Here is a 17,737-nt window from a genome sequence, read left to right on the forward strand (position 1 = left end):
TCGTCCGTAGTAGCTGCGATAAGATTCGCAGAGCGTGCGTTCCCCGGTCGCCGTCGTTCTGTTACTGCTGGCTGGTGCTCCGGCCGTCGCGCAAACCCGTCCGGCCGACGGTCTGACTGACGGCGCCCAGCTCTTCGCCGCCGGCTGCGCCGGTTGTCACGGTCCGGAGGGATCGGGCGCCCTCGCTTCCACGATCGGTTTCGAGAAGCCGCCCACGTATCCCGAATTCACCGCCTGCGACCAGACGAGCCCGGAGGTCGAAGCCGACTGGTACGCGACGATCCACGACGGCGGCAAGGCGCGCGGCTTCTCGCGGATCATGCCGGCGTTCGGCGACCTGCTCAGCGCGGATCAGATCACGGCGCTGGTGAAATTCATCCGCGGTCTCTGTCACGACAAAGCGTGGGCGGCGGGCGAGTTGAACCTGCCGCGGCCGCTCTTCACCGAGAAAGCGTTCCCCGAGAGCGAGACGGTGTTCGCGTCGAGTATCGCCCCCGCCGCCGAGAGCGGACGCGGCCACGACGCGACCTATGCGCTCCAGTACGAGCGACGCTTCAGCGCGCGCGGACAGCTCGAGCTGTCGATCCCGATGGCGGTGAGCCACGACCAGACGGGCGCGTCGCACACGGGCGTCGGCGACGTCGAAGTCGGCTGGAAGCAGGTGCTGTGGTCGAGCCTCCACAGCGGCTCGATCTTCAGCGCCCAGGGAGTCGTAACCGTCCCGTCGGGCAATCAGGACAAGGGGCTCGGCTCCGGCACCACGGTACTCGAAGCGTTCCTTGCCGCCGGACAGCTGCTCGGCCGCGGCGGCGGCTTCGTGCAGGGACAGCTCGGCTTCGAGCAGCCGACCGACAGCAGCGTGCTGGCGCGCGCGATCTACGCGCGCATGGCGGCCGGCAGGTCTTTCCGCGCGGATCGCGGCCTCGGCCGCATGTGGACGCCGATGGCCGAGCTCATCGTCGATCGTGACCTCGAGAGCGGCGCGCCTTCGAACCTCGACGTCGTCCCGCAGATGCAGGTGACGATCAATCGCCGGCAACACATCCGCGGCAGTCTGGGCGTGCGGATGCCTGTCAACAACCGCGACGGCCGAGCCAACTCCGTCGGCTTCTACCTGCTGTGGGACTGGTTCGACGGCGGCTTGTTCGACGGCTGGAAATGACGCGGACGGCACTTCTCCTCACCGTGACGATTGGCGCGCTGGCCTGCGTGGCCCTGGCCGCCCAGTCGGTCAAGCCCGGCGCCGCCGCGCCCGCCTCGTTTCTGACCTCCGATCGCTGCATCGCCTGTCACAACGGCCTGACGACGGCGTCGGGCCAGGACGTCTCGATCGGGTTCGACTGGCGCGCGACCCTGATGGCGAACTCGTCGCGCGATCCGTACTGGCAGGGCAGCATCCGCCGCGAAACAATCGATCATCCCGAATCGACGGCGGAGATCGAGGACACGTGCGCGCGCTGCCACATGCCGATGGAACGCTACACGGCGAAGATCCAGGGGCGACAGGCGCAGGTCTTCGCGCAGTTGCCCTTCAAATCGCGCCGCGACGGCGGCAGCCTCGCCGAAGACGGCGTGTCGTGCGCCTTGTGCCACCAGCTGAGCGCCGGGCATCTCGGCGAGGCCGCGACGTTCACGGGCAACTTCACGATCGATCCACCCGACGCGCAGGGCAACCATCACGAGTACGGTCCCTATCAAATCGACCACGGTCACATGCTGGTGATGAAGACGTCAACGGAAGGGTTTGAGCCCACCACGGCCGCGCACATCCGCAAGTCGGAACTGTGCGCCAGCTGTCACACCCTCATCACCGAGACGCTTGGCCCCGGCGGCAAACAAATTGGACGGCTGCCGGAGCAGGTGCCGTTCCAGGAGTGGCTGCACAGCGACTACAAGGACACCGAGAGCTGCCAGTCGTGTCACATGCCGGTCGTCAGCGAGCCGGTGTCCATCACGCGCGTGTTCGGCGAGCCGCGTCAGCTCGCGCGCCACGTGTTCGTCGCGGGCAACTTTTTCATCCAGCGGATGCTGATGCGCTACCGCGACGCGCTCGACGTGGCGGCGCTGCCGCAGGAGCTCGACGCCGCCGCGGCGCGCACCGAGCGGTATCTGGCCACCCAGGCCGCACGCCTCACGCTTGGCGAGGTCAGAGTGGAGGGCGGCCGGCTCGAGACCACCGTTGCGATCGAGAACCTCGGCGGCCACAAGCTGCCGACCGCCTACCCGTCACGCCGGGTCTGGATCCATTTCACCGTCAGCGACAGCGGCGGCCGCGTCGTCTTCGAATCCGGCAGGGTGAACCCCGACGGATCGATCGCCGGCAACGACAACGACGCCGACAAGACGAAGTTCGAGCCGCACTACGCGGCGATCCGTGACAGCGGCGAAGTGCAGATCTACGAAAGCATCATGGGGGACGCGAACGGCGGCGTGACGACGGGCCTGCTCAACGCGTCGCAATACGTGAAGGACAACCGACTGCTGCCGAAGGGATTCGACAAGCACACGGCCGAACCCGACGTTGCCGTCCACGGCGCGGCCGCCGAGGACGCGGATTTTACCGGCGGCGGCGATCGCGTCCGCTACTCGGTCGACGTCGCCGGCGCGTCCGGCCCGTTCACGGTCGATGTCGAGCTGTTGTATCAGCCGATCGGTTTCCGCTGGGCGCAGAACCTCAAAGCCTATTCCCAGGCGTCCGAGCCTCGCCGCTTCACCGAGTACTACGACGCCATGGCTGGCGGCACGACCGCGACGCTGGCGCGCGCCACCTCACGCAAGTAACACTTTCCCCCGGCTCCGGTGTTCAATCAGTAACGTGAGGGACCTCGACGTCGAGGCGCTGGCCCGGCGGTACGGCCCGATGGTGCTGCGCCGCTGCCGGCGGCTGCTCCGCGACGAGGAGTCGGCGCTCGACGCCTGCCAGGACGTCTTCGTCCGCGTGCTCGAACACCGCCTGCGGCTCGACGTCCGCTACCCCTCGAGCCTGTTGTATCGGATCGCCACGAACGTGTGTTTGAACCGGCTCCGCGACGACCGCCGCGAACCGGTGACACACGACGAGGCCATCCTGGCGGAGATCGCGAACGCGGAGGAGCCCGGCGGCGCCAGCGAAGCCCGACTGCTCCTGGCGCGCCTGTTCGGCCGGCACCCGGAGTCCAGCCGGACGATGGCGGTACTGCGCTACGTGGACGGCTTGACGCTGGAGGAAGTCGCCGCCGACACCGGCATGTCGGTGTCGGGCGTGCGGAAGCGCCTGCGGGCGCTGCGGCTGTCGCTGACGGAGATGATCGATGACGCGAACCATCCCTGACCTGCTGCTCGAACGCTACGCCCTGGACGAACTGCCTCCCTCCGCAAGGGCGGCGCTCGATCGCGAGATCGCCGTCAACCCGTCGGCGCGCGCAGGGCTGCTGGCCATCGCGCGTTCCGACGCGGAGATCTGGCGGCGCCACACGCCCGCCGGTCTGGTTGGCGTCGCCGCGGCGCCGTCGCGATCGGCGCGCGGCATAGCGCTGGCGATCGCGTTGGCGACCGCGGTCGTCACCATGCTGGCGGTGATGCCGCACCTGCCGTCGCCAACGGATCGGATCAAGGGTTCGGCCGGCGACCGGCCGTCGCTGGCGCTGTATCGACGCACGCCCGCCGGCAGCGAGCGGCTCGCCGACGGCGACGTCGCACGCGCGGGCGATCTGCTGCGTGTCGGCTATCAGTCCGCGGGGCGCGGCTACGGCGTCATTCTTTCGATCGACGGCCGCGGCGCCGTGACGCTGCACCTGCCGCCGGCCGGCGCCGAAGCCGTGCCGCTCGCGCCGGTGAAGATGACCCTGCTCGACAGCGCCTACGAGCTCGACGAAGCGCCGCGCATCGAGCGCTTTTATTTCATAACCGGCACGCGGCCGTTCGCGGTCGCGGCGGTTCTGGCCGCCGCGCGCGCCGCCGCGACGGCGCCTGCCACGCTGCCGCTTCCCCCCGGCCTCGAACAGGCCACGTTCGCGGTGCAGAAAGAAGGACGACGATGAAAACCAGTTTCGCGGCCCTGACGTGGGCGATCGCCATGACCGGCGCGGCCGCCGCGGCATCCGCGGCGGTGCCGGTGCAGCGCTTCGTCCTCGTGGTCGGTGCCAATCTCGGCGGCGGCGACCGGGCGAAACTGCTGTACGCGATTTCCGACGCCGAGCGCTTCGCGCGCGTCATGCTCGATCTCGGCGGCGTGCCGCAAGCCAACGAGGTCGTGCTGCGGCAGCCGAAACTCAACGAGCTGATCGACGCCCTCGACGCACTGAACGCGCGCGTCGTCGAGGCGCGACGCCTGAAGGAGCCTGGGCGCATCGAAATCATCGTCTACTACTCGGGGCACGCCGATGAACAGGGGCTTCTCATCGGCAGCGACCGCTACTCGTATCGCACGCTGCGCGATCGCCTCGATCAGATTCCGGCTGACGTCCGCATCGCCGTGCTCGATGCCTGTGCGTCGGGCGCCTTCACCCGGCTCAAGGGCGGCAAGGTACGCCCGCCGTTCCTGGTTGACGAGTCGGCCGCGATGCGCGGCCATGCCTTCCTGACCTCGAGCGCCGAGACCGAGTCGGCGCAGGAATCGGATCGCATCCGAGGCTCGTTTTTCACCCACTACTTGATCTCCGGCTTTCGCGGCGCCGCCGATCTCTCTGGCGACGGCAAGATCACATTGAACGAAGCCTACCAGTTCGCCTTCAACGAGACGCTGGGCCGCACGGTCGACACGCGCGGCGGCGCCCAGCATCCCTCCTACGACATCAACCTCTCCGGCTCCGGCGACGTCGTCATGACGGACGTCCGCCAGACGACGGCGACGCTGGTGCTGGGAGAAGACCTCGAGGGACGCTTCTTCATCCGCAACGCCGCGCAGGAGCTGGTCGTCGAGCTCTACAAGCCGTACGGGCGGAAGATCAATCTCGGCGTCGAGCCTGGCGCCTACGAGGTACGGCTCGATCGCGACAAGCAGTCGATGCTGGCGAAGACGCGGGTGGAGGACGGCGGCACGGTGACGCTCGAGCCGAAGCAGTTCGGCCAGGTGACCCTGGAAGCGACGAAGAAGCGCGGCGACAGCGTGCCGCCCGTCAAGTTCGCCGTCAACGGCCGGTACCGCATCGAGGTCACGGTCGGCGGCGCGCACGGGCTCGACGCGTCGAATACGCCTTCGGGGGTGCTCGTCTACAGTACCAACACCGCACTCATCGTCGGCGGGCTGCAGTTCACGACGTTCATGCGGGAAGGCCTGGCGCTCACCGTCGGTGCCGACGCGCGGACGGGGTCCGCAGACAGCACCGTCAGCGCGCACAGCATGTCGGCGAGCCACACGTCGCTGGTGGCGGTGCCGATTGGCGTGCGCTGGAATCCGTTCACGTCGAACCGCCCCTCGTCGGCGGTCAAGCCGTTCATCGGCGCCACGCTTGGACCGGTGTTCGGCTCGACGTCCCAGTCGGTCGTCGCGTCCGGCGTCGTCTCCAGCAGCAATTCGACGCACTCGACGGTTGGCGGCGACGTCCTTGCCGGGGCCGACTTTCACATCGTGCGCTGGCTGTCGTTCGACGTCAACGGCGGCTACAACTGGATGGCGAATTTCGACGAGCCCGGGTTGCGTGGCAACCACAACGGCGCGAAGTTCACGGTGAGCTTCGGGTTCCTCTGGGGACACGGGCGGTAGACGTGGGGCAGACTCCAGGCCCGCCGTTTGGACCGCGCGCAGCCGAACGCGGGCGCGCGGCGTCTAAAATGATGGAGCACTGGCGTGGCCACTTTCCCCCTTCTCGTGCTGCTGTTGGCGCAGGCGCCCAGCCTTCCGGCCCTCCCGGCCCAGGACACGCCGCAACTCGACCGCATCCGGGACGCCGTCGCCGAAACGCCGGCGATCACGGTCCAGGCTCAGCCCGACGACAGCGGCAGGCAGGTGTTCCGCGTCAAGGTCCAGGCCTGGACGTTCACCGGCCATCCGTGGGACCAGGACGCGACGACGGTGCCTGACTACGTCCGGCCGACGATGCCGCTCGCGCACTACGAATTCCTGCAGATGGTGACGCCGGAGGCCTTCCGGGCCAGCACGCTGTATCACCCCATGGCGGGCATGAGCTTCGATCCCGGCCAGGTGAAGGCGCTCATCGCCAAGTGGCATCGCGCGGCTGTCGAGCGGTCCGCGCACGAAGAGGTCCGCCGCGATTTCGACGCCTACCTCCAGGCCCGCGCCGCTACCGAACGCTAAATCCTCCTCCAACCTCCCGTCCTGCTACAATTTAGTGCTCACGATGGACCAGTCCAGGATCCGCAATTTTTCCGTCATCGCCCACATCGATCACGGCAAGTCGACGCTCGCTGACCGCTTCCTCGAGATGACCGGCGCGCTGCAGAAGCGCGAAATGGAAGCGCAGGTGCTCGACTCGATGGATCTCGAGCGCGAGCGCGGCATCACGATCAAGGCGCACGCGGTCCGGCTGACCTACCACGCCGACGACGGTGAGACCTATATCCTGAATCTGATCGACACGCCGGGGCATGTCGATTTCTCGTACGAGGTGACGCGCTCGCTCGCCGCCTCCGAGGGGGCGCTGCTCATCGTCGACGCATCGCAGGGGGTCGAGGCGCAGACACTCGCCAACGCCTATCTGGCGGTCGAGAACAACCTCGAGATCGTCCCCGTCATCAACAAGATTGATCTGCCGGGCGCGCAGCCCGACGAGGCCAAGCGACAGATCGAAGACATCGTCGGGCTCGACGCGAGCGGCGCCATCCTCGCGAGCGCCAAGGAAGGTACCGGCGTCCACGAGATCCTCGAGGCGATCGTCCACCGGCTGCCGGCGCCGAAGGGTGATCCCGAGGCACCGCTGAAGGCTCTGGTCTTCGACTCGTGGTACGACCCGTATCGTGGCGTGATCATCCTGACGCGTGTGATCGACGGCTCCGTCCGCGCCGGCATGAAGATCAAGTTCATGCAGAAGGGGCAGGAGTACCAGGTCGAGCAGGTCGGCACGTTCTCACCCAAGCCGATGCCGGTCGAGGAATTGGGCGTGGGTGAAGTCGGGTTCGTCTTTGCGGGGATCAAGACCGTCAGCGACGCCCAGATTGGCGACACCATCACCGAGGCCGCGCGGCCCGCGCTCGAGGCGTTCCCCGGCTTCAAGGAAATGAAGCCGATGGTGTTCGCGGGGCTCTATCCCGTCGAAGGCAGCGAGTATCCGCAGCTGCGCGATGCGCTCGAGAAGCTGCGCCTGAACGACGCCTCCTTCCACTTCGAACCCGAGACCTCGCTCGCGCTCGGGTTCGGATTCCGGTGCGGCTTTCTCGGCCTGCTGCACATGGAGATCATCCAGGAGCGGCTCGAGCGCGAGTTCGACGTCGACCTGATCACGACCGCGCCGGGCGTCTTGTACCGCGTGACGACGACCGACGGCGGCGTGCAGGAGATCGACAGCCCAGCCAAGCTCCCTGACGCCGGACGCATCGAAAAAATCGAGGAACCGATCATCACCGCGATGATCCTGACGCCCTCGATCCACGTCGGCGGCATCCTCGAGCTGTGCCAGGAGAAACGCGGCATCCAGAAGGGTCTCGAGTACCTGTCATCGGACCGGGTCCTCGTGACCTACGAGCTGCCGTTCAACGAGGTCGTCCTCGACTTTTACGATCGCCTGAAGACGATTTCGCGGGGCTACGCGTCGCTCGATTATCATGTGACCGGCTACTGGGAATCGCCGCTCGTCAAGATGGACATCCTGGTCAACGAGGAGCCGGTTGATGCGCTCTCGATCATCGTGCACCGCGACGCCGCCTACGCCCGCGGCCGACAGCTGGCGTCGAAGATGCGCGAGCTGATTCCGCGGCAGATGTTCGAGGTGGCGATCCAGGCGGCCATCGGCGGCCGGATCATTGCGCGCGAGTCGGTCAGGGCGATGCGCAAGAACGTGCTCGCCAAGTGTTACGGTGGCGACATTTCGCGCAAGCGCAAGCTGCTCGAGAAACAGAAGGAAGGCAAGAAACGCATGAAGCGGGTCGGGCGCGTCGAGATCCCGCAGGAAGCGTTCCTCGCCGTCCTCAAGATGGATACCGAATGACGACGACGCCTGCCGCCCCGTTCAAGAAATCCGTTGCGCGCGAGTACTTCGAGTCGATCGTCATCGCCGTCGTCCTGGCGCTGTTCGTGCGCACCTGGGTGGTGCAGGCGTTCAAGATCCCCACCGGGTCGATGGAGAACAACCTGCTGATCGGCGATCACCTGCTGGTCAACAAGTTCATCTTCGGGCCGACACCGCTGGCCATCGGCCGCCACACGCTGCCGGTCCGCACCCTGCGCCGCGGCGACATCGTCGTCTTCAAGTACCCCGAGGAGCCCGACCGCGATTTCATCAAGCGAGTCATCGGCCTGCCGGGCGACACCGTGGAGCTGAAGGCCAAGCGGGTCTACATCAACGGCCAGCCGCTCGACGAGCCATACGTGCACTTCCTGACGCCGCCGTCGAACGACCTGCAGGAGGTGACGTCGGCCGACGTGCGGGAGCGCTTCGGCCCGGTGACCGTCCCCGACGACCGATACTTCGTGATGGGGGACAATCGCGACAACTCGCAGGACAGCCGCTATTGGGGGTTCCTGCCGCGCGAGTACGTCAAGGGACGGGCCCTGCTGATCTACTGGTCGTACGAGTCGGGCCGCGAGGACTATCTGGACGAGGGGCTCGGCGCGTCGATCAAGCGCCTCGGCTCCGTCGTGATGCACTTCTTCACCAGAACGCGGTGGGAGCGGTTGTTCCACCAGATACGCTGAGCGTCACGTGATCATCAAGCGCATCGTCAGCGTCGTCATCTTCCTGCTGCTCGGGCACGCGGTCTATCGCCTCGGCACCCTCTACTTCCACGATCAGCAGTTCAAGGACGCCGTCCGCGAGTACGCCATCCTCGCCGGCCAGCCGCCGGCGAAGGGCGACGAGGTCGTCAAACAGAAGGTGATGGACCTGGCGCAGGAGAACCAGATTCCGCTCGATCCCGACTACATCGAGGTGTCGCGCCAGAACGGCGCCGGCCTGGGGGAGAAGATCACGATCAAGTTCGCCTACGCCGAGATGGTGCCGTTGGTGCCGGGGTTCGACAGGCGCTTCGACTTCTCCTACACGACACCGTAAGCGCGGCCCGTCGCGCGCGGGCTATCCGTTCTGGAGCACGCGCCCCGCCGCGGCCGATTCGTGGCCGATCGCGCGCGCGAACTCGGTCAGGTCAGCCTTCACCTTCCCGACGTAGTCCGCGTCCTTCACGCTTCCCAGATTGATTTCGACATTGAGCGCGGCGCCGCGCAACCCGGCGTTGAGGAGCTCGAGGCCGACCCGCAGGTCGCTCGACGCGGACGGGTTGCCGAGCGCGGCCACGACCACGGCTTGTTCGGCGGCGCCGGCGCACGCGCGCATCACGGCGAGCGGGGCGGCGATCGCCTCGCGCATGGCGGCCTGAATCGCGGCGGACCGGGCAGCCTTGTCCTCGTCGGTCACCTTGGGCCGCTTGTAGGCGGCCATCACCAGATCGTAGGCGGCGCTGTCGACGTCGACGAGTCGCTCCAGCTCGACGGCGATCCCCCCCGAGCGATCACCCGCGGCGCGCAGGCGCTGCACGTCCTCTTCGGTCGCGGCTGTTGGTTTGGGCAACCCGGCGACCATCGCGACGAGCGATGCGCCCATCGCGCCGGCCAGGGCGGCGGCCGACCCGCCGCCGGGCGTCGGCGTCGCCGCGCGGAAGGCGGCCAGCACATCCGAGACGGATTGTTTGACCAGGAGCATCGGGATGTGATCGGATCCTACCAGCATGACCGACCCGCACCTCGCCGAGTGGGAGAACTTCTACGTCATCGTCGGCTCGTCGGCAGCGGCGCTGACCGGGCTCCAGTTCGTGGTGATCGCGCTCGTCGCCGATCGCGGCCTGGGCGACCCGACCGCGACCAGCAGCTTCTCGACGCCGACCATCGTCCACTTCTCGGCCGTGCTCGCCCTGTCCGGGGTACTCAGCGCGCCGTGGCACGGCATGACCGTGCCGCTCGCGACGCTGACCGCCCTGGGCATCGCCGGCTGTGCCTACGTCGTGTCGATCCGCCGCGCCGCGCGCCGGCAGCGTGAGTACCGGCCCGTGCTCGAGGACCGCATCTTCCATTGGTGGCTGCCGTTTGCCAGCTATGCCGCGCTCGCGGCGAGCCTGGCATTCCGGCACGACGTCGATACGCTGCTCTTCGGCCTCGGCTTCGTGGCGATGCTGCTGCTGTTCATCGGGATCCACAACGCCTGGGATTCCGCCGTCTACGTCACGCAGCGCGGTAAGCCTGAGGGTGCCGCGAAACAGCCGACGGCGTCCGAAGACTCGGGCGACTGACGACTACTCCGGCGCCCCCGGGGTCCGGTCCGGTGTCCACGGACGCAGCCGCGGCACGATGCGCGGCACGTGGCGGCAGTACTCGCGATAGGCCTCGCCGAAGCGGGCACGCAGCATCGGTTCTTCGAGGAGGGGCGTGGACACGGCGTTGATGCCAAGAAACGTCAGGGCCCAGAGTCCGTGCGGGCGGGAGAGGAGCAGCATCGCCTCTGCCGCGAGTACGAAGAGCACTCCCGAGATCATCGGATTGCGCACGTAGCGGTACGGCCCGCCGACGACGAGGTGTTGCGGCGGATCCCAGGGAGCGAGCGTGCCGTCGCCTTCCGATTCGAATCGCCGCAGCGACGACACGAAGAGGAGCAGGCCGACCGCGAGCACGCCGACACCAGCGGTTTGCAGCAGGAGTTCGGCGGCTGTCGCGCCGAGTCTCGGGATGGTCGTCTCGTCGCGCGCGATCCACAGCGGCACGAGTACCGTCACGGTGAACGGCAGCACGGCGATCGCCAGCAGGTGGCGGAGCGCTCTCATGGCCGGCCGCCCCTATAGCAGGCGCCCCCGCTTGACGACGCGCGCGATCGACGCGGCGCCGACGCGAATCAGGTCGATCGCGTCGCCCCGCACGAGCACCGCGTCCATCTGCTTGCCCGGCTCCAGGCTGCCGAGCGAAACGTGGCGATCGAGCGAGAACGCGCCATTGATCGTCGCGGCGACCAGCGCCTCCTCGAACGTCAGCCCCATCCCGAAGCAGGCGAGCGTGATTGCGAACGGCATCGACGGCGAGAAGCCGCCACCTGGGTTCACGTCGGTTGCGAGCGCGACCGGCACCCCCGCGTCGATCATCGCGCGGGCCGGCGCGAACCGCCCGAGCTTGAGGTAGAAGGCCGCGGTCGGAAGCAGCGTGGCGACGGTGCCGGCGGAGCGCAGCGCCTCGATCGACGCGGCGTCGGCGAAGATCAGGTGGTCCGCCGAGCGCGCGCCGACCTTGGCCGCAACCTGCGAGCCGCCGCTGGCGGCCAGTTCGTCGGCGTGGATCCGCGGCCTCAGCCCATGCCGCTTGCCCGCTTCGAGAATTGCGATCGACTCTGCTGGCGTGAAAACGCCGGTCTCGCAGAAGACGTCGCACCAGTCGGCCAGCCCGGCGCGCGCCACCGCGGGGATCATCTCGTCGATGATCAGCCGCAGGTAGTCGTCGCGGCGCGACCGGTAGTCCACCGGGATTTCGTGAGCGCCCATGAAGGTCGCGACGATGTCGAGCGCCACTTCCGCGCGCAGGCGCTCGATGGTCCGCAGCATCTTGAGCTCGTCTTCGAGGGTGAGGCCGTAGCCGCTCTTGATCTCCACGGTCGTCGTGCCGCAGGCCAACATCTCCTGCAGGCGCGGACGTGTGGCGGCCGCCAGTGCCTCTGTGGTGGCGGACCGCGTCGCCGCCACCGTCGAGACGATGCCGCCCCCCGCCGCGGCGATCTCGGCATAGGTGACGCCGGCGAGCCGGCGTCGCAGCTCGTCGCGGCGGTCGCCGGCGTACAGCGCGTGCGTGTGTCCGTCGACGAAGCCGGGGACGACCGAGCAATCGCGCCCGTCGATGATGTCGCCGTCGGCGACTCCGCGCGGCAGCCCGGCGTCGGTGCCCGCGTAGACAATGCGTTCGCCTTCCCACGCGATCGCGCCGTCGAGGATGATCTCCACGTCGCGCTGCCGCGCCCCGGCCCGCGGGGCGGGCCCCGCACAGGTGATCAGCTGTCGCAGGTGTCGGATGGCAACCATCAGGAAGAGCGCGCAGCGAAAGTGAAATGCTACTTCAGAAGCCGGGCGCGGGCCTCGGTCTCGTCAAGGCCCTCGATGCGGACGCGCTTGTCGCGAGACGTGTTGCCGGCGACGATCGCGACCTGACGGCGGGGAACGCCGAGCGCGTCGGCCAGGAAGGCGACAAGCGCCGCGTTGGCGGCGCCGTCGACAGGAGGTGCCGCGAGGCGGACGAGGATGGCACCGCCGCGCTCGCCGTCGACCTTCGTCTGCGGTGCGCGCGGGATGACCCGGATGTCGAGGCTAGCTCGACGCCTTCCGTTCGTCGACACGGACGTCGGCCGGTCGGGCCGGCAGGGTCAGTTCGGTCTGGCGGGGACGGTGCAGGAGGACCTTCTCTTCGCCGCGCGTCTCGTCCTGCTCGCGGATGAACTCCAGCGCGCGATACAGCGCCTGAATCGCCGATTCCAGCGAGCCCTCGGTGTCGCGCCGCCGCAGCTTGAGCTCGTTGATCTCGCGATCGATCTCCTCGAGGCGGCCCTGCGCCTTCTGCAACAGCAGGTCGGCGCGGCCCTGGGCTTCGCGGACGATCAGCTTCGCCTCGTTCTGCGCCCCCTCTTTCATGTCGTCGGACACCCGCTGTGCCGTGACGAGCGTGTCGCGGAGGTTGTTCTCGCGCTGGCGGTGCTCGACGAGCAGCGACTCGAGGCGGGTCATATCGGTCCGCAGGCGGTCGATCTCCCGCATCGCGTGCTCGTAGTCGTCGGCCGCCTCGGTCAGGAACGCCACGACTTCGGTGCGGTCGTAGCCGCGGAACGACGAGCGGAAGCGCTGCTGCCGCATGTCCATCGGGCTGATCCGCATCACGCGTTCCGGCGGCTGGGGCGCGATCATCTCGTCGGTCTGGCTGCGCTCGAACATCAGGTCCTCACAATCCGTTTGCCGAATATCGCGGTGCCGACGCGCACGAGCGTGGCTCCCTCCTGGATCGCCACCTCGAAATCGTGGCTCATCCCCATCGACAGCTCCGTCAGGTGCGAGCCATCCGTCCCTGCCTCGATCAGGCGCTCGCGCAGCAGCCGCAGGCGTCGGAAATAGGGTCGCGCCTGTTCGGGGTCGTCGGACCAGGGCGGCAGCAGCATCAGCCCCCGCATTGTCGCGGCGCGGCAGTGGCCGGCCGCTCGGACGATGTCACCCACCTCGGCCTCCGCCGCCCCGAATTTCGTCGTCTCGCCAGCGAGATCGACCTGGACATAGATCTCCGGGCGCACCCCTTGCTCGACTGCCGCCGCGTCGAGCCGACGCAGCAGGTCGATCGAATCCACCGAATGGAGCGCCGCGAACGCCCCCGCCGCCCGTCTGGCCTTGTTCGACTGCAGATGGCCAATGAGATGCCACCTGATTGGTAATTCGGCCGTTGCCTCGATCTTCTGCAGGGCTTCCTGGACCTTGTTCTCGCCGAAGTCGCGCTGGCCGGCCTCGTAGGCCTCGCGCACGGCGTCGGCGGGGAAGGTCTTCGAGACGGCGAGGAGGCGGACTGACGCGGGATCGCGTCCGGCGGCGCGGGCGGCGGCCTCGATCCGGGACCGGATCGAGGCCAGATTGGCGCTGATGCTGGAGTCGGACACCCGCTATTTGATGTACGGCTTCAGCATCTCGAGCGTCTTGGTCGCGTCGTCGTGGTTCGCGCCGTTGGGCGACAGACGCAGGTATTCCTGCAGCTCCTTGGCCGACTCGGGCAGCTTGCCCAGATTGATGTAGGCCTTGCCGAGCAGATAGTGCGCCTCGGGGAAGGCCGGGTCGGTCTTCGTGGCCTGTTCGAGCTTGTCGGCCGCGTCCTGCGCCTTGTTCTGGTTCCAGAGGATGACGGCCTGGTTATAGAGGGCCGACGCGCTCGCCCCACCGGCGGCTCCGGCACCGGCCGAGCTCAGCTCCATGGCCTTCTTGCCCGCGGCCTCCGCCTCGGGGAATTTCTTCTGGGTGTTGTAGACGTTGGCCAGGCTGTCGTAGGCCTCCGGGGTCGGTTTGATCTCGATCGACTTGTTGAACGAGGCGATGGCGTCGTCGTACTTTTTCCCGTTCATCTGGATGGTGCCGATGTTCAGGTAGCATTCGGCACAGGTCGGAACCAGCGCTGCGACCTCCTGGAACTTGGCGATCGCCTCGTCGTTCTTGCCGTCCTTGCTGAGCTGGACGCCTTCGGCGAACGTCGCCTTGATCTTCTCGTTCTTCGCCGCTTCTTCCTTGTTCGCCGCGGCACTTCCGCCACCCGCGCCGCCGCCGCCGCCGGCAACGAGCCTCACGTCGAAGTTGAGCATGTCGAGGTGGACGTCGGTCTCTTTCGTGACCGTCAGGTCGCCCTTGGTCACCGTGACCTTGTAGTGGCCCGGCGACAGTCCGACCTGCATGTACTCACCGCGCTTGTTCGTCTTGACGTTGATGGGCTTGCCGCCCTTATCGGTGCTGGAAAGGCTGATGGTCGCGCCGTCGACCGGCTGATCCTGTGCGTCCGTGATCTTTCCCCTGATCGATCCGCTCTGCGCGTGAGCCGGCACGGGGACGAACACGAGCGTGAGAGCCAGGATGCAACTGGCGATAACGGCACGGCGAAGAGTGGCGCCGTTCATGGAGTCCTCCACTGGAAGTTGGTCAAAGTATCTTACAACGTCACAGTGAGGGCTTGACGTTGGTGATGAGATATTCGCGGATGGGCCCGCGGCTGGACGCTCGCGAGTTGATGGCACGCCGCGCCGCGACGGTACTCGCCTGCAGCCCGGCCTTGAGCGCCCGTCGGTCGCGCGCATACAAGGCGCGAATCTGCGGGGCGGCGGAGTTGCTGAGCAGGACGGACGCGCCACGGGCGGTCAGGCGGAGCACCTCCCGCTGCAGGCGTTTCTGCTCGTCGGCGCCGAACCCGCCGGCCGTGTAGGACGTGAACCGCGCCGTGGCGCTCAGCGGCGCGTACGGCGGGTCGAGGTAGACGAAATCATTGCGGCCGGCGCGCGTCAGCGCCGATTCGAACCCGCAGGCCTCGAGGTGGAGGCCGCGGCGGCGCAGCAGCGCGCTCCAGGCCCGCAGGTTGTCTTCGTCGCAGATCCGCGGATTGGCGTTGCGGCCGTGCGGGACGTTGAAGGCCCCCTTGCCGTTCAAGCGGAACAGGCCGTTGAATCCGGTGCGGTTCAGGAAAATCAGCATCGCCGACAGGTCGGCCGTATAGGCGGCCGCCGGATCCGCCGACGCGTGCACGTCGCGGCGCGCCGGGTTGAACTCGTCGTCGCGCACCTTGTAAAAATGCGCGCCGCCCCCGGTCCGGTAGTCGCGTTCGTGGCGGCGCAGCGCTCCGATCACCGCTTCCACGTGGCCGCGGACCGCCAGATAGCAGCCGACGACGTCGGCGTTGATGTCCGACAGCCACACCTCGCGTCCGTCGAGCAGTCCCAGGTTGTGGAGGTCGAGGAACACCGCGCCGCTGCCGAGGAACGGCTCCAGATAGCGCGGGAACCGGGCCGGGTAGAAGGGGCGGAGCTCGGGAAGGAGTTGCCGCTTGCCGCCGGCCCACTTCAGGAGGGGCCGCAGCCGCGTACGCACGTCAGGCATCGAAGAACTTATCGAGCGTTGCGAGGTCGTGCGTTACGGGGGCGGGCGGCAGCGAGGCCAGAAAACGCCGCCCGTAGGCCATCGTGGTCAGCCGGGCGTCCAGGATGGCCAGCACGCCCCGGTCGCTGCGATGGCGGATCAGCCGGCCGAGTCCCTGCTGGAGCGCCAGGATGGCCAGCGGAATCTGATAGTCCGCGAAGGCGTTGCCGCCGGCCTCGTTGATCGCCTCGATCCGCGCGGCGGTAATCGGATCGCCCGGTGAGGCGAATGGCAGCTTGTCGATGATCACGCAGCTCAGCGCCTCGCCGACCACGTCGACGCCCTGCCAGAAGCTGGCGGTGGCGAAGAGCACCGCGTTGGGGGTCGACTTGAACTCGCGCAGCAGCGTCGAGCGCGGCGCGCTGCCCTGGATCAAGATCGGATAGGGGAGGCGCGGGGCCGCGAACTGGTGCACCTGGCGCAGGTTGTTGTAGCTCGTGAACAGCACGAAGGCTCGGCCGTCGGTGCGCCGCAGGATCTCCACCACTTCGCGCGAGGCCGCCTCCGAGAACTGCGGCGACCTCGGGTCGGGCATCTTCTTGGGCAGGTAGAGGACCGTCTGCTCGCGGTAGTCGAATTCCGAGTGTAGCCGCAGCTCGTGCGCGCGGCGGATTCCGAGCCGCCCGCGGACGTAGTCGAAGCGGCCGTCGACGCTCAGCGTCGCCGAGGTCAGCACCGCGGCGGTCATGCGATCGAACAGCATCTCGCGCACGATGTCCGAGACGTCGATCGGCGAGCCGCGCAGGAACACGCCGCGCCCGCGCACGTCGAGGTAGTAGACGTAGCCGCGATCGTCGGCCTGCGTCAGGAACCGGACGTCCGCGCCGATCTCCTCGGCGCGCCGCTGCAGCGCCAGCACGTCTTCGGGGACGTCCTTGGCGAGCGCGATCGTCGCCGCCAGCGCCTCGAGCGCGTCGACGACGGCGACGGCGTCGGAGAGCAGCGGCTCGAGCTGCGCCGCCTTCACCCGGATGCGCGACTCCCCGCCGGCGCCCTGCTCGAAGCGCAGCGTCTGGAGCGCGCCGAAGAACATCCGCGCGAAGTCGCGCACGTGCTCGACGTCGCGGCGCAGCGTTTCGACGGTGTCGAGGTCGGCGATCTGCCGCGCGGCCAGTCCGCGGTCGACGTCGCGCGCGAAGTCGTCGACGCGGAAGTTGCTCACCATCCGCCCGAAGTACTGCGTCGCCACGTCCTCGAGCTGGTGCGCCTCGTCGACCACCGCATACCGGCACGCGGGGATCACCTCGCCGAACGCGTGCTGCCGAACCGCCGCATCGGCGCACAGCAGGTGATGGTTGACGATGACGACGTCGGACTCGGCGGCGCGGATCCGCATCCTGGTCACGAAGCAGTCGTCGAATTGCGGGCACTCGGCGCCGAGACAGTTCTCGGCCGACGCGGCGATCTCGGACCACAACGGCAGGTCCTCGGGCAGGTCCTCCATCTCGGCGCGATCGCCCGTCTGGGTCCGGCGCGACCACTCGTCGATGGCCTCGATAACCCCCCTGTCGCTGACCGGCGCTCGCAGCCGCCGCTCGGCGGCGGTGCCTGCCTCGCCCGACTCGTCCTGGCGTCCCCCACGGGCGTCGCCCCCGTGGCGTTCGATGCCCCACGCGTCCGCGAGCGCGTCGAATCGGTGCAGGCAGAGGTAGTTGCCGCGTCCCTTCATGTAGGTCGCGGTGAACGGCACGCCGAGCGTCTTCTGCAGCACCGGCAGATCCTTGAAGTAGATCTGCTCCTGCAGATTCTTGGTGCCGGTGGACACGAGTACTCGCTGCCGGCTGAGGATCGCGGGGACGAGATACGCCAGCGTCTTGCCCGTGCCCGTACCGGCTTCGGCGAGGAGGACACCACCGCCGGCGAACACGTCGGCGACCGCCGCTGCCATCTCGAGCTGCGCGGGCCGTGCCTCGAAGGCGTCGAGCGAGGAGGCGAGCGGCCCGCCGGGCGCGAAGACCCGCGCCACGCTGGCGTGCAGGCTGGACCG

At 68.1% G+C, this 17,737-nt stretch carries 19 protein-coding genes; 10 read left to right on the plus strand and 9 right to left on the minus strand.

The window, feature by feature from the left end:
* Window positions 1-34: 34 nt before the first annotated feature.
* The 9 genes from VGI12_02435 (at window position 35) to VGI12_02475 (ending at window position 9,143) form a co-directional block, all read left to right on the plus strand.
* A complete protein-coding gene (locus tag VGI12_02435; GenBank protein ID HEY2431501.1) occupies window positions 35-1,162 on the plus strand; it encodes a cytochrome c in 1,128 nt (375 codons plus the stop codon).
* Entirely contained in the window at window positions 1,159-2,781 is a 1,623-nt protein-coding gene (locus VGI12_02440; GenBank protein HEY2431502.1) for a hypothetical protein, read from the plus strand. Before VGI12_02435 ends, VGI12_02440 begins: the two co-directional genes overlap by 4 nt.
* A gap of 34 nt (window positions 2,782-2,815) precedes the next feature.
* Window positions 2,816-3,310 carry a sigma-70 family RNA polymerase sigma factor gene (locus VGI12_02445; GenBank protein HEY2431503.1) on the plus strand — a complete coding sequence of 165 codons (495 nt, stop codon included), beginning with the start codon at window positions 2,816-2,818 and terminating at the stop codon, window positions 3,308-3,310.
* Window positions 3,291-4,019, plus strand: coding sequence for a hypothetical protein (locus tag VGI12_02450; GenBank protein HEY2431504.1), 729 nt, complete (start codon window positions 3,291-3,293; stop codon window positions 4,017-4,019). Before VGI12_02445 ends, VGI12_02450 begins: the two co-directional genes overlap by 20 nt.
* Window positions 4,016-5,683, plus strand: coding sequence for a caspase family protein (locus tag VGI12_02455; GenBank protein HEY2431505.1), 1,668 nt, complete (start codon window positions 4,016-4,018; stop codon window positions 5,681-5,683). The genes VGI12_02450 and VGI12_02455 overlap by 4 nt, the downstream gene beginning before the upstream one ends.
* 84 nt (window positions 5,684-5,767) lie before the next feature.
* Window positions 5,768-6,235 (plus strand): hypothetical protein, encoded by a 468-nt coding sequence (locus VGI12_02460; GenBank protein ID HEY2431506.1) that lies wholly within the window; start codon window positions 5,768-5,770, stop codon window positions 6,233-6,235.
* A 43-nt stretch (window positions 6,236-6,278) separates the two neighbouring features.
* On the plus strand, window positions 6,279-8,081 hold the full coding sequence (lepA, locus tag VGI12_02465; protein ID HEY2431507.1) for a translation elongation factor 4: 1,803 nt from the start codon (window positions 6,279-6,281) through the stop codon (window positions 8,079-8,081).
* On the plus strand, window positions 8,078-8,788 hold the full coding sequence (gene lepB, locus VGI12_02470) for a signal peptidase I (GenBank protein HEY2431508.1): 711 nt from the start codon (window positions 8,078-8,080) through the stop codon (window positions 8,786-8,788). The genes lepA and lepB overlap by 4 nt, the downstream gene beginning before the upstream one ends.
* A gap of 7 nt (window positions 8,789-8,795) precedes the next feature.
* Entirely contained in the window at window positions 8,796-9,143 is a 348-nt protein-coding gene (locus VGI12_02475; protein HEY2431509.1) for a hypothetical protein, read from the plus strand.
* A 21-nt stretch (window positions 9,144-9,164) separates the two neighbouring features.
* Here the strand turns inward: VGI12_02475 and VGI12_02480 are convergent, their stop codons facing one another.
* Window positions 9,165-9,815 carry a cyclodeaminase/cyclohydrolase family protein gene (locus VGI12_02480; protein ID HEY2431510.1) on the minus strand — a complete coding sequence of 217 codons (651 nt, stop codon included), beginning with the start codon at window positions 9,813-9,815 and terminating at the stop codon, window positions 9,165-9,167.
* On the opposite strand from VGI12_02480, the gene VGI12_02485 reads away from it, so the two are divergent.
* Window positions 9,814-10,371 carry a hypothetical protein gene (locus VGI12_02485; GenBank protein HEY2431511.1) on the plus strand — a complete coding sequence of 186 codons (558 nt, stop codon included), beginning with the start codon at window positions 9,814-9,816 and terminating at the stop codon, window positions 10,369-10,371. The two genes, VGI12_02480 and VGI12_02485, sit on opposite strands and share 2 nt — an antisense overlap.
* 3 nt (window positions 10,372-10,374) lie before the next feature.
* Here VGI12_02485 and VGI12_02490 read toward each other — a convergent pair whose 3' ends face one another.
* From VGI12_02490 to VGI12_02525, 8 genes are read right to left on the minus strand one after another with little or no spacing between them, the layout of a single operon-like run.
* Window positions 10,375-10,899, minus strand: coding sequence for an isoprenylcysteine carboxylmethyltransferase family protein (locus VGI12_02490; GenBank protein ID HEY2431512.1), 525 nt, complete (start codon window positions 10,897-10,899; stop codon window positions 10,375-10,377).
* 12 nt (window positions 10,900-10,911) lie between these two features.
* Window positions 10,912-12,135, minus strand: a complete 1,224-nt coding sequence (gene hutI, locus VGI12_02495) for an imidazolonepropionase (protein HEY2431513.1) — start codon at window positions 12,133-12,135, stop codon at window positions 10,912-10,914.
* A gap of 29 nt (window positions 12,136-12,164) precedes the next feature.
* Complete coding sequence (locus tag VGI12_02500) at window positions 12,165-12,446, minus strand: DUF167 domain-containing protein (protein HEY2431514.1); 282 nt, start codon at window positions 12,444-12,446, stop codon at window positions 12,165-12,167.
* Complete coding sequence (locus VGI12_02505; protein HEY2431515.1) at window positions 12,418-13,035, minus strand: DivIVA domain-containing protein; 618 nt, start codon at window positions 13,033-13,035, stop codon at window positions 12,418-12,420. The genes VGI12_02500 and VGI12_02505 overlap by 29 nt, the downstream gene beginning before the upstream one ends.
* Window positions 13,035-13,742 carry a YggS family pyridoxal phosphate-dependent enzyme gene (locus VGI12_02510; GenBank protein ID HEY2431516.1) on the minus strand — a complete coding sequence of 236 codons (708 nt, stop codon included), beginning with the start codon at window positions 13,740-13,742 and terminating at the stop codon, window positions 13,035-13,037. Before VGI12_02510 ends, VGI12_02505 begins: the two co-directional genes overlap by 1 nt.
* A gap of 3 nt (window positions 13,743-13,745) precedes the next feature.
* Window positions 13,746-14,741, minus strand: a complete 996-nt coding sequence (locus tag VGI12_02515; GenBank protein ID HEY2431517.1) for a tetratricopeptide repeat protein — start codon at window positions 14,739-14,741, stop codon at window positions 13,746-13,748.
* A 40-nt stretch (window positions 14,742-14,781) separates the two neighbouring features.
* A complete protein-coding gene (locus VGI12_02520) occupies window positions 14,782-15,711 on the minus strand; it encodes a Dam family site-specific DNA-(adenine-N6)-methyltransferase (protein HEY2431518.1) in 930 nt (309 codons plus the stop codon).
* Complete coding sequence (locus tag VGI12_02525; protein HEY2431519.1) at window positions 15,704-17,716, minus strand: ATP-dependent DNA helicase; 2,013 nt, start codon at window positions 17,714-17,716, stop codon at window positions 15,704-15,706. Before VGI12_02525 ends, VGI12_02520 begins: the two co-directional genes overlap by 8 nt.
* Window positions 17,717-17,737 lie beyond the last annotated feature (21 nt).

The sequence above is a fragment of the Vicinamibacterales bacterium genome (assembly GCA_036496585.1).
Taxonomy (GTDB): domain Bacteria; phylum Acidobacteriota; class Vicinamibacteria; order Vicinamibacterales; family 2-12-FULL-66-21; genus JAICSD01.